Below are 13,187 nucleotides of genomic sequence, written 5' to 3'. Positions count from 1 at the left end.
TCGCCGCCTATCCTTCGCGCTCGGGCGGGCGGGCGAGGTCCTGCGCGAGGTTGAGCTTGAAGAGCCGCCACAGAGGCCCGGCCCAGCGGGCGGCGACGGGGCCGGCGAGCGGGCCGGGCGGCCAGCTCTCGAGCCGGGCGCGCACGAATTCCGCCACTTGGGCCGACACTTGGGCCGACGGCGCCTGCGCGCGCAGGGCCATGACCGCGGCGATCGTATCCTCCAGCCGGCCGCTGTTGACCGTGAGCAGCACCCAGCGCTCCGGCGCGCCCGGCACGTGCACAGCGATCTCGCCGGGGCCGGCGGCAAAGGCCGGATAGGGCGCGCCGTCGGGCGCGAATCGCTCGCAGGCGAGCGCCTCGCCTGCCGCGCTGGTTGCCGATTCGGGGGTGATGTCTCGGGCCGGATTTGCCATGGGGCCTCGCAAAAGGGGCGAGGCGCATTCTCCCTCAGGACGCAATATCGAAGCTTAACATCCCTTGTGCGCTACTTTGCCACACGAATTCCTAACTTGCGTCAACAACCTTTTGGTAATTTTAGGCTAGATAGATACGGCGTTCGGCTAGGCCAGAAGGCCGAGCTTTGCCTCACATACGTCGATTTTTACGGAGAGAACGGCCGAGACGTTCAAGGCCGACACAACAGGAACAAACTTTAGGCATCCTGTTGAATGATCGTTTTCAGCCATCCTCTAGGAGCGGGGACATCGCGCCATGCTGCCGGGACATTTGAGCACCGTGACTGACAGAACTTCCATCAAGGCGGATTTCGCCGATCGCCTCAAAGCCGCCATCGAGCGCAAGGGCTGGACGATGAGCCAGACCGCCCGCCGGACCTCGGCCTATCTCGACGAATCCGAGAAGTTCGGCCGGGCCCATGTCTGGCACTACGTGCAGGGCCGCTCGCTGCCGAAATCCCGCTATCTCGAGGCCATGAGCCGCGCGCTCGAGGTGGAGCCGAGCGAGCTCCTGCCCGGCGAGGCCGGCGAGGCGCTCTCCCAGGCCCGCCAGGCCGCCGAGCACGCCACCGCCGCGGAAGGGCCGGTGAGCCTCCAGAAAGAGAGCGTGCTGCACGTGCGCGATTACGGCGACGGCACGGCGCTGCTCGAGATCTCCGAGCGCGTGCCGTGGGCCACCGCCATCGCCGTGCTGCAGCTCCTGAAGAACGGGCCGGGCGGCGAGTGACGCTCCCCGGCGTGACCGGCGGGGCTTCTCGGGCGTGCGGAATGGTCAGGCATGCCGCCTCCCTCGATCTTTCGCTCCTGCTTGATCGGCACGCCTCGCGCGGAGGCCTCCACAGGCTGGGACCGACCGTCCGTCGGCAAAATCCTGCGCCGCCCAATGCTGGCGGCCCAACGCGAGGATGTTCCTCGCGGCGTTGACGTCCGCGTGCGCAGTGTAGCCGCACAGCGGGCACGCGAAGCGGTCGCGGCTGACGCGTCCATGCTCCAGGTGTTTGGTCGATGCGTCATCCTTCGGGTGCTTCCCGCACTCCGAGCATCTCTGGGACGTGTAGCCGGCCGGAACCTCGATGCACTCTCCGCCGAGCCAGACCGCCTTATACTTCGTGAACCGCCGGATCATGCCGGGCGAGACGTCGAGGATGGCGCGGTTGAGCCCGGCTTTCTGCGCGACGTTCGTCCCGGGACTCTCGAGGGTGCCCCGCGCCGAGGCGGTCATGTTGGTGACGTTCAGCTTCTCGAAGGCAATGTGGGTGTGAGCATTGGCCAGTCGGCGCGAGATCTGATGCGCCGCGTTCCGGCGCCGGCGGGCGAGCCTGGCCTCGAAGCGGGCGAGTGTCCGCCGGGCTTTCAGCCGGTTGCGCGAGCCCTTCTGCTTGCGCGCCAGGCTCTTGTGCAGCCTCGCGCGACGGCGCATCTCCTCGGGTGAGAGGCGTGGCATGGGCAGGATCAGCCCCTCGGACGTGACCGCGCCGGTGGCGACGTTGAGGTCGACCCCGCCCTCGCGCCTCGGACGGACCACGGGAGCGGCGACCTCAAGCTCGCAGGCGATGGAGGCGTACCAGTGATCGCCCTCGCGCGAGACTGTCAGGGATTTCGGCGTGCCTTTCACCGTGCGGTGGGCTGCCATCCTGACGTTGCCGAGCTTTGGCAGCTTGATCCTATGGCGCGAGACGGTGAATCCTTGCGGGAAGCGGCAGGAATCGTTCTCGAACTTCTTGCGGGGCTTGGGATATTTGGCGATGCCTTTGAAGAAATTCTCGAAGGCCTGGTTGAGGTCGATCAGCGCCTGCTGGAGGCACTGGCTTGGCGCTTCCGTGACGAACGGGAACTCGGTCTTGAGAGCCTTCAGGTCGTGGGCGGCGGCGTGGTAGCCGACGGGGCGGCCTCGGCGCGAGAAGGTGCGGCGCTGCTCGAGGGCGAGATTGTAGACGAGCCGGCACAGGCCGACCGTCTTCGCGAGCAGGACCCACTGCTGATCGGTCGGGTAGAGGCGAAACTTGTACGCCTTGTGCACCAGCATCACGCGAACGTAACAAGAACACCTAAACTTGCCAATACAATGGGCGCGCCTTGTATCCCCGACCTCAAGGTCGGAGTCTTACGGCGCAATCTGATAAGCCCCCAACGTCTTGGTGCAGGGACGCGGCCGCGCTAGAGAGGCCTGACTCGACAGCGCGAGATTCGAGATGCCCACAGCGCCGGGCGCCCGCCGCGGCGCCTTTTGTTTGGCCGCGCTCCTGAGCGTCGCCCCGGCGGCCGCGCAGGACGCGCCGCTGCCGCTTGTGTCTCCGCCCGAACCGCGCGCGCCGGAAGGGCCGGCGCCGCTGCCGCCCCGGCGCCCGGCGGCGGAGCGCGCGACGCCCGCTGCGGTGGTCGTGAGGGCCAAGGCGGCAGGTGCGGCGGAAGCGGCGGCTGCGCGGGACGGCGATTCCCTCTTTGCGAAAAGCGCCATGGCGTGGCGGCCGGTCCTCGCGGATGCGCCGGCGGCGGATGCACGGCGGCGGAAGAGCGCGCGCTTCGGCCGGGTGCCGGCGGTGGATCTGCTTTTCGAGACCGGGCGCTTCGCGCCGGCGGTGATGCTTCATCCGTTCACATTGTGGCGCGGCCTGAAGGCGGCAGAGCCTGGGGGCGAGGCCGGGGAGGACCCGGATCCGTTCGCGGTGGCGCTGCCGCCCCTGCGCTCGGGCGCCCTGCGGGCCGGGCTGATCCAGGAAACCCCGACGGAGCCGGGCTTCCCGCGCATCGCGCAAGGGAGCGTGCACTGGGCGCTCGAGCCCCCGGAGGCCCTGCGCCCCGGTGCGGCGCCCGCCGTGCGGGTGTCGCTCGCGATCCCCGAGGCGGGGCTGACGGGAGAGCTGCGGATCGGGCGGAGTTTGAGCGGAGAGGGCGGCGTCACGGTTGCCCTGACGCTCGCCGGGCCGGGCGCCGCGGCGCTGCAGATGCAGGACGCCCCGCGCCTGCGCCGGAGCGGTGCCCGGGAAGGCGAGCCGCTCCTCGGGCGGCTGGTGCAAACCACCGACCGGCATTTCGTGTTCGAGCTCTCGGGGGAGCCGGTGGACCGGGAGAACAACCGGCGGCGGCTGCTGGGGCCGCCTTGGATCGACATTATTCTGAAGGCGGAAGCGCAGGGCGCCGCGCCAGAGCAGGTGCTGTCGATCGAGAAGGGCGCCTTGGGCAACGCGCTGCTGGCGCGGGTTCTGGGGATGTAGCTCGTCACCTCTCTCCTTGTGGGGGAAGTCGCGCGCATTAGCGCGCGGGTGAGGGGTATTGGCGCTCCACTTTATACGTTAGCGCTGCCACTCTTTGCTTGGGGGCTTGGCGCGGCCACCCTCACCCGGCTGCCCCGCAGCCGACCTCTCCCATCGAGGGAGAGGTGAGAACGCCGTAGAACAATCTTCCTGCGAACCTGGAAAAGCTCAAGCTTGCCAAGCCTTTGACGCGCGCTTGACGCATCGTCCCACCGCGCTTGCTGTTAACCACCACCGTCGCATTCTAACGAAACGCGTCAATCACGGCATATTCCTATATGCACCCACCGCTAACACCTCGTTGACCATCACCAGCCCAGCTGTCTAAAGGATTTGCCAAAGCGTTATTTCATTGACACTAAGGCAAAGGAGCTGGGCCATGGAACGCATCGAGGGAGTTCTCCCGGCCGTCGAGATCGAGCGGGTTCCGACTGACGCCGCCGAGGCGATCGTTGTCGCACAGGCCGCGCCCGCGCCGGCTCCGCGCGCCGGCCAGGCCCAGGCGCCCGCCGTCGTCCCGAATGCCGAGCCGGCCGCCGGCCAGCCGCAGGGCGAGCCGGTCTTCGTCGTCAACGCGCGCACGAACCGCGCGGTGCGCCTGCCCGAAGGCGCCTCCCTCGAGGACATCCGCTTCGAGGGCGACGACATCGTCCTCGTCCAGCCGAACGGCTTCCGCATCGTCCTCGACGGCGGCGTCGATTTCGTGCCCGAGCTCTGGCTCGGCGACATCAAGGTTCCGCAGCAGACGCTGCTCGCCGCCTTCGACGCCGCCGGCATCCAGCCCGGCGCCGGCCCCTCTGGCGCCCAGATGCCCGGCTCCGGCGGCAACTTCACCGTCCCGCCCGGCGGCATCGGCGACCCCTTCGACATCACGGACCTGCTGCCGCCGACGGCGCTGAGCTTCCCGGAACTCGAGCGGCGGGAGCTGCTAGAAGGCGGACGGCGTGCGCTGGCGCCGGAGGTGCAGGCGGAGCCGGCACCGCAGCCGCAGCCGCGGCCCGATAATCCTGTCGAAATCCGGGATTTGACGCCGCAGCTCAGCGGCGGCGAGGCGACGGTGCGCGAGGCCAACCTGGCGGACGGCTCGGCGCCGGACGCGGCGGCGCTGACGCAGACGGGCTTCTTCACGATCTCGACGCCGGACGGGCTTGCCGACCTGACGGTCGGCGGCAAGGCGGTGATCAGCGGCGGCGTGTTCACGCCGACGTCGGTCGACACGCAATACGGCCGCCTGACGTTCACGGGCTTCGACGCGGCGACCGGGCGCGTGAGCTATTCGTACGAGCTCGTCAGCCCCGCGAATGTCGACGCCAGCGAGGTGTTCGACAATATCGCGGTGACGCTCACGGACATCGACGGCGACACCGCGACGGATGTGCTGTCGATCCGCGTGATCGACGATGCGCCGGATGCGCGGGATGACGTTGACGAGGTTGCAGCGGGCGACCTCGGGCCGGCGACCGGTAACGTGATCACCGGCATGGATGGCGCCGCGGGAGATGCGAACACCACGGATGGCGTCAAGGACGCGCAGGGCGCGGATGGCGCGAGCGTCACGCTGATCCAGGCGATCGGCGGTGCTGCCATTCCGGTTTCAGCCGTGGGTGCGACGGTGATCGACGGCCAGTACGGCCGGCTGACCATCTCCGCAAACGGCGAGTACAGCTACACCCGCAATCCGGGCACGCCGGGCGGGGTGAGCGATGTCTTTACATACACACTCACGGACGGCGATGGCGATTCAGACACCGCGACGCTGACGATCTCGATCGGCGACGGGGCGCCGACCGTTCAGGTCCCGCAGGCGGGGGCGCCCGGGACGCAAGTGCACGAGGCGGGCCTGCCGGCGCGTGAGATCGACGGGGTGAGCGAGCCCGCGGGGTCGAACGCAGCCGCGGACTCGGAGACGACCGCCGGGACGATCACGCTGACCTCGCCGGACGGCTTGAAGTCGGTGACGATCGGCGGCGTGGTGATCACGGCGGCGCAGCTTCAGGCCGCGACGGCCGCCGCGCCGATCACGGTGGCGGGGCTCTATGGGACGCTGCTGGTCACGGGCTTTGCCGCCGAGACGGGTCAGATCCGCTACACCTACACGCTGACCGACAACACCAACGAGACGCTCGGGCAGACCTCCGAGAGCTTCGCGGTCGTGGTAACGGATCTCGACGGCGACAGCACGACGCCCGCGAACCTGGTGATCACGATCGTCGACGACGTGCCGAGGGCGGGGAACGACACGGACTCCGTTGCGGCGGGTCAGTTCGGCCCCGAGACCGGCAACGTGATCACCGGCGTGGGGACGACGAGCGGCGATGCCGGCCGGGACACGCTGGGCGCGGACGGGGCCACGGTGGTCGGGGTTGCCAAGGGCAACACTGGCACGACGTCCGACACGGACGTCGGGGTGGCGATCGACGGCCAATACGGCAAGCTGACGCTCAATGCGGACGGCTCCTACAGCTACACCCGCAATCCGGGCACGCCGGGCAACGTGCAGGACGTCTTCACCTACACGCTGCAGGATGGGGACGGCGACGCGCGGACCGCGACGCTGACGATCTCGATCGGCAATGACGTGCCCAAGATCGAGCTGCCGAAGCCGAACTCGGCGGATGCCGGGACGCAGGTCTTCGAAGCCGGCCTGCCGGCGCGCACGGGCGAGAGCGCAGGCTCGGACGCGGCCTCAAACAGCGAGGTGACGAGCGGCACGATCGGGTTCACCTCGCAGGATGGGTTGAGCGGGATCACGGTTGGGGGGCAGCAGCTCGTCGGGGCGACGTTCCCCGTAGTGCTGACGGATGCCACGGGCACGCTGACAATCACGGGGTACACCTACGACCCGACGACACGGGCGGGCGTGATCAACTACACCTACACGCTGCTCGACAACACGGATGCCAATCTCAAGCCGTCGGTGTCCTTTGCCGTGGTGGTGACGGACGCGGACAACCAAGCGACCAGCGCCGACCTGGTGATCGCGATCGTCGACGATGCACCGGATGCGAAGGATGACGTGGATTCCGTCGCGGCCGGGAAGTTCGGGGCCGACTTTGCGGCGACCGGCAACGTGATCACCGGCGTGGATGGCGCAACCGGGGATGCGAACACCACGGACGGCGTCAGGGACACGCAGGGCGCCGACTCGGCGAGTGTGACGGCGATCCGCAGCGACAAGGTAGCGGGTCAGCCGACGGCGTCGGTGACGGCTGCGGGTGTGACGGTCGACGGCCAATATGGCCAGCTCACGATCCATGCGGACGGCTCCTACAGCTACGTGCGCAAGGAGGGCACGCCGGGCGGGGTGAGCGATGACTTCACCTACACGCTGACGGACGGCGACGGTGACTCAGACACCGCGACGCTGACGATCGAGATCGGCAACGACGTGCCGACCATCGAGCTTCCCAAGCCGAATGCTGCGGAGTCCGGGACTCAAGTCTCCGAGGCCGGCCTGCCGGCGCGCGGTGGTGAGAGTGAAGGCTCCGACGCGCCGTCCGACGCGGAAATCACGAGCGGGACGATCACGTTCACGTCGCTCGACGGCGTGAGCGCGGTCAAAGTGGCGGGCGTGACGGTGTCGACGGGCGGTCTTCCGCTGACGGTCTCCACCGATGCGACGGGCACCCTGGTGGTGACGGGCTACAGCTTCGACGCGGTCACCGGCGCCGGCTCGATCAGCTACACCTACACCTTGAAGGACAACACTTCCGGCGACGCGACCTCGGTGACGTTCCCGGTCGAGGTGACGGATGCCGATGGGCAGCCGGCCAACGCCAATCTGGTGATCTCCATCGTCGACGACGTGCCGACGGCACGGGACGACGCGGCCAAGACGGTTGCCGAGGATGGGGTTGCGATCGACGGCAATGTGCTGGCGAACGATACCCAGGGGGCGGACGGCGCGACGCTGACGCATGTCAACATCGGCGCCGGCTTCGTCGCGATCACGACAGGCGTGGCGCTCGGCGGCGGCGTCTATCAGCACGCGAATGCGGCCGGCACCTACACGTTCAAGGCGGACGGAAGCTGGACATTCGACCCGAACCCGAACCTGAACAACGCCACCGGCCTCGATGCGAGCTTCCGGTATCGGATCACGGACGGCGACGACGACTTCTCGGAGGCGAGGCAGCCGATCACAGTGTCGGACGGAGCGGCGCCGCAGAATCCCGCGCCGGTGACGCTCGAGGTCAACGAGGCGGCCCTGCCGATCGGTTCGGATCCGGATTCGACCGCGGAGGTCGATGACGCCCCGGGCCTGTCGTTCACGGCCGGTTCCGACGACCTGGTGTCGTTCCGCTTCGCGGGCCTGACAGGTCTGGTGACGGATCTGAACGGTGACGGCAACCAGGACATCTGGTGGGTGCGGGTCTCCGACACGCAGATCAACGGCTATCTCGATGTGGGCCACACGCAGCTGGCGGTGACGCTCGATCTGACTGCGCCTGCGAGGATTGCCGCGGGGGCGACCGACATCGCGACGGTGACGGTGACGCTGTCCGACAGCCTGCCACATGCTACTGCACAGCAGGCTCAAATCAGCACGATCGGCAGCGTGGTGGTCGAGGCCACCGATACCGACGGCGACATCGCGCGCGGCACCGTGACGGTGAACGTGCAGGACGACGTGCCGACCGTGACGGGTGTGGCGGTGTCGGGGAATGTGGCTCTCGACGAGACCGATGCGGTGCCCGCGGGCTTCCCGATCAGCGTGACGAGCACGGCGGCGGTGCTGACCTACACGGGTGCGTTCGGCGCCGACGGGGCGGCGGCCACGAATGCGACGACTTGGACGCTATCGCTGACGGGCGACGGCACGACAACGCTCAAGACGGCGATCGGCGACTTCGCGATCAGGCTGGTGGCGACGGACGCGACGACCATCACCGGCCAGTATAATGACGGCACGGGTGCCAAGACGGCGTTCACGGTGACGATCGGGGCGGACGGCAAGCTGACGGTGACGCAGCATGTGCCGCTCGAGCACAACGTCGACGGCCGCACGCCGGCCGAACACGACGACACGCTCGACCTCGCCGGCCTGATCACCGCGACGGTGACGCTGACGGACGCCGACGGCGACACCGCCACGGGCCGCGCCGAGATCGGCGGCCAGGTGGTGTTCCATGACGACGGTCCGTCGGTGACGGCGAAGGCGGGTGCCGTGGTGTCGGTCGTTCACGACGAGACGGCGGGCATTCAGGGCGTCGAGGCCAGCAATCCGATCCCGTCGCATGACACGGCGGATGCACCGCCTGCAGGGTTGGCGACGGCGATCGGCGCCCTGCCGACGATCGGGTTCGCGGTGTCCGCCGGCACAGTTGCGGACCTGTTCAGCACCCAGGCAGGCGCCGACGGCCAGCAGGGGGCGACGGTCTATACCTTGGTGACGGCGGCCGGCGCCGGGTTCACGGGTGAGCTCTCGGGCCTCAGGACCTCGGCGGGCGATCTCGAGATCAAGCTGTATTCGGATCCGAACAACGCCTCGCTGGTCTGGGGCATGGCGGGCGGCGACCTCGCCAGCGGGACCAAGGTGTTTGCAATCTACATCGACCCGACGACCGGGAAGCTGTGGACGGCGCAGTTCCAGGCGATCGAGCACGGCACGGCGGGTGACACGCCAGAGGCGCATGACGAGGGGGCGAGCGGGGCTCTGTCGAGCCTGCTCCACGTCAAGGCGACGGTGACGGACAACGACGGCGACACGGCGTCTGCGGTATCGGACGCCGGGGCCATGCAGGTCTCGTTCCAGGACGATGGGATTGGTGTCACGGTCGGAGCGGCAGGTGGCCAGGGCCCTGGGGTTCCGGCGCTGGTGCTCGACGAGTCGATCGGTCCGGATTCTTCGGACCCGAACGCGGCGCAGGACGATGTCGCTGGCGTGACGGGGCCGTCGTTGCTGAAGCAGGCGGATCCCGCGAAGGCGATCGGCATCACATCGACGGCGGCCAATCCGGGCGCGATCAAGGGTCTGTTCGCGGTCTCGACGCAGGTCGGCACGGACGGCGTGGCGAGCACGGTGAAGAGCTACGCGCTGGTCCTGTCGGCAGCGACGGTGGCAACGACGCTTGTGGTCACGGACGTGGCCGGGACGCCTCTGGCGGGGCTCACGGCGGCGCAGCGGACGATCACACTGTCGGTTGCGGCGGATGGTTCGATCCTCGGGACGCTGCCGGACGGCACGGTCGCGCTGCGGATCACGCTGACGAATGCGACCGGTTCGGATCCGAGTGATCCGAGCCCGATCCTGACGGTCGAGCAGTATCTGCCGATCGAGCACGGCGACATTACGAGCTTCGACGAGGGCGCGCTGCTGACGCTTCTCGGGGGCGGTACGCTGGGCGTGAAGCTGTCCGTGACGGTGACGGACGGCGATGGCGACACGGCCACGGACAGCCACACGGTGATCCTGGCCGACGGCCAGAGCTCGGCGATCGTCATCCAGGATGACGGTCCGCAGATACCGGCCGTGACGGCGAGCACCACTGCGAAGGTCGTGCACGACGAGACGGCGGATGTGCAGGCCGACACGGATATTGCCGGCAGTGCGACGGCGTTCGGCGGCAACACGGTCGCGGGTCTGTTCGCGGGTGTTGCGGGCGGGGACGACCCGCATGTGTCGGGCACGGGCGCGATCGGCTATGCCAAGAGCACGGGCTCGTTGGTGAGCGTCGGGGTGGTCGATTACGGCTCCGACGGACAAGGCGGGGCGCCGATTTATGGTCTGAAGCTGTCGTCCTCGGGCGTGTTCTCGGGCGTGTCGACGACGGAAGGCACACAGATCTTCCTGTATCTCGAGAACGGCCTGGTGGTGGGTCGCGTCGGCGACGAGAAGGGTGCCACGGACACGGCGAACCCGGCCGGGACGATTGCCTTTGCGATCGCGCTCGACCCGGCAACGGGCGATGCCTATGTCGCGCAGTACCTGTCGCTTCTGCACGGCAACACGGCGAGCCACGACGAGGGGGTCTCGCTGGCCTCGGGGGCACTGCTCGTGACGGTGACGGTCACGGATGGGGACGGCGACACGGCGACGGCTGGCACGCCGGTCGGCAATCTGATCACCTTCAAGGATGACGGGCCGTCGGCGTTCACCCCGACAGGTGCGGTCATCGAGAACAAAGCTGGAAGTGTGATCAGCGGCGATCTCAACTTCGCAGAGAACGCAGGCAGTGACGGTGCTCGGGGCGTCACGTTCAACTTGTCCTTAAATGGACAGCAGCTTCTCGACACCGAAGGAAACCCGGTCCTCTTCAACGGGCAGCCAGTGAGCCTTTTCTACCTCGAGACGTCACCGGGTGTCTTCGATACTACACAGATTGTCGCGAAGGCTGCGGGAGAGACTGCCTTCACAGCGTCACTCAACGGGGACACATATACGATTCACACCAACGGAGAGCTTTCCAACGGGTCCAACTTGACGCTGAATGATTTCATTGTGATCAAGGGCGGAAACAACACGGCTGATGCATTTAATGCGCGAGTTGGAGACCAAGATCTTCTGGTAACTGGAACCTCCAATTTCGGCGCTGCCAACCCGTCATTGAGTTCCGTGAATACCAGTGATGGACGCTTCGGGGTTGGAAATGGGCAATCGATCGGCGCGTCCGATGCAATACGGTTCGACCTGGTCACCGCTCTCACGTCGAGCCCCGGCCAGCCGTCAGGTTACTCCTACACCGGCCACTATGAGGCCATCGCCTTCCGACAGGAGGTCAACTGGGTGAATGGGGGACGAACGGCACGACTCACTATCACGGCATTCAACGCGGATAACGATCAAACGTTCTTCAAGGATTCGAATGAAACCAAAGACACGATAACCCACGTGCGTATCTACAACGCGAGCGGTGTTCTCGTCGGCGAGAGGACGATCGACGGGAATATTACGGGAACTAGCGGGAGTAACAGCTTTTCGATCAATGTGGATTTCGTCGATCTGCCCGATGGGGGAAGGTCAGTCACATTGACCGGCATCCCAGCGGGCTTCAGCTACGAGGTACAGACGTCAGATCCTTTCAGCGCCTTACAGGTTGTTGGAGGAGGTGACGGGAAGGACTTCAGGGACTTCACGCTGGGCGGGTTCACCGTTACTTCGACGAGTTCGCTCGACCCGTTCGACATCTCTCTTCCAATCATCGGAACCGACGGTGATGGAGATACCGTCACATCGACGCTTCCGATCACGTTTGAACCGGATAATATAACTCAGTCCGGAACAGCGGCAGCGGACTCTTTCGAGAGTTCCCTAGACGGCACGGTAGCGGTCCATGATGTCCTCATGGGCCTCGGAGGGAACGACACCCTCACTGGCTTGGGCGGAGACGACATCCTGCTTGGCGGCACCGGGTCGGACAGCCTCGCGGGAGGCGACGGAAACGACACAGCGAGCTACGCAACGTCGACAGCCGGTGTGAACGTCAACCTCGAAGACTCGTTGCCGGAAACGGGTGGCGATGCAGCAGGAGACGTTCTCTCCGGCATCAAGAACCTGATTGGCTCGTCCCACGCGGATCGGCTCGAAGGCAACCAACTCGCCAACCTCTTAGAGGGTGGTGCCGGCAACGACACGCTCATTGGCGGAGCGGGCGCAGACACGCTCGTGGGCGGCGCCGGTTCGGATACCTTCACGCTGACCGATCTCACTGCACAAGACCTGATCGCCGACTACGGGACAGGAGACACGATCGACCTCACGGCACTCTTCGATAAGCCGGCGGACGCGCCGATCGGGGATTACGTGCACTACGACGCCAACACCGGCATCCTGAGCGTCGACGTGAACGGCGCATCGGGAGGCGCGAACTTCCAGGCGGTTGCGGTCGTGGATACAAGTCCGGATGCGGGTGTCCAGGTTGCGCCGAGCCTGAGTGTCATCACTGACGATGGCACCACGACAGCGCCGGCGACCGTGCATCCCATGTAATCACTCTCCGCAATGGCGCGGCGCACGTCGCGCCATTGCAACACTTTGCTTCCATGATCGATTCAACGTTGCTCTTTCCTTGACATTCCCGCTCCGTCATGTCGGGTTGCATCTACAAACATTCAGAAGGGAATTCGCGGATGCTGAAGCATCTCGTGGTCGCGGCGGGCTTACTAGCTGCTCTCGCAACGGCAAGCAGCGGTGTCCGAGCGGCGGATCTCGGCGGCGTGGTGCCGGCGCCAATCCCGGCGGCCTATTGCCCGGCGGTCGGGCATTCCAGCATCGCGAGCCTGCCGACCCTCGGCGCCATGCAGGCGGAGGTCGGGGCGCGCTATTCCACGGCCGTCATCGAATCCGAGAACCCGCGCGTGATCTTCAACCGCGCGCCGCGGCTCGAATGGGCCTACTCGGCGCGCGCCACCTGCGGGATCGCGCTGGGTTACCTCTCCACGGGCGAAGTCAACGTGGAGCGGCTGCGGAAATGCGAATGCGATTACGCCCGCATGGGCGATGATGTCGTGGTCCGGGCGCTCTACTGAGCGCCCGG

6 protein-coding genes are annotated in these 13,187 nt (G+C 66.9%); 4 read left to right on the top strand and 2 right to left on the bottom strand.

The genetic code is table 11. From position 1 onward, the window contains the following. Positions 1–7: 7 nt before the first annotated feature. The gene (locus BN1233_RS10925; protein WP_046863567.1) at positions 8–415 is read right to left on the bottom strand and encodes a hypothetical protein; all 408 of its coding nucleotides are present in this window, start codon (positions 413–415) and stop codon (positions 8–10) included. Between the two features lie 298 nt (positions 416–713). Between BN1233_RS10925 and BN1233_RS10920 the strand changes: the two genes are divergently transcribed. Next, a complete protein-coding gene (locus tag BN1233_RS10920) occupies positions 714–1,184 on the top strand; it encodes a helix-turn-helix domain-containing protein (RefSeq protein ID WP_046863566.1) in 471 nt (156 codons plus the stop codon). 45 nt (positions 1,185–1,229) lie between these two features. Here BN1233_RS10920 and BN1233_RS10915 read toward each other — a convergent pair whose 3' ends face one another. Next, complete coding sequence (locus BN1233_RS10915; protein ID WP_048707730.1) at positions 1,230–2,483, bottom strand: RNA-guided endonuclease InsQ/TnpB family protein; 1,254 nt, start codon at positions 2,481–2,483, stop codon at positions 1,230–1,232. Positions 2,484–2,649: 166 nt separating this feature from the next. Between BN1233_RS10915 and BN1233_RS10910 the strand changes: the two genes are divergently transcribed. From BN1233_RS10910 to BN1233_RS10900, 3 genes are all read left to right on the top strand, one after another. Next, positions 2,650–3,672, top strand: coding sequence for a hypothetical protein (locus BN1233_RS10910; protein ID WP_046863565.1), 1,023 nt, complete (start codon positions 2,650–2,652; stop codon positions 3,670–3,672). 418 nt (positions 3,673–4,090) lie between these two features. After that, positions 4,091–12,640 (top strand): DUF5801 repeats-in-toxin domain-containing protein, encoded by an 8,550-nt coding sequence (locus BN1233_RS10905; protein ID WP_046863564.1) that lies wholly within the window; start codon positions 4,091–4,093, stop codon positions 12,638–12,640. A gap of 140 nt (positions 12,641–12,780) precedes the next feature. Next, positions 12,781–13,179, top strand: a complete 399-nt coding sequence (locus BN1233_RS10900; RefSeq protein WP_046863563.1) for a hypothetical protein — start codon at positions 12,781–12,783, stop codon at positions 13,177–13,179. The last annotated feature ends 8 nt before the right edge of the window (positions 13,180–13,187 follow it).

It is taken from the genome of Microvirga massiliensis, assembly GCF_001006805.1.
GTDB lineage: Bacteria > Pseudomonadota > Alphaproteobacteria > Rhizobiales > Beijerinckiaceae > Microvirga > Microvirga massiliensis.
This window is presented reverse-complemented; position numbering and strand designations above follow the sequence as displayed.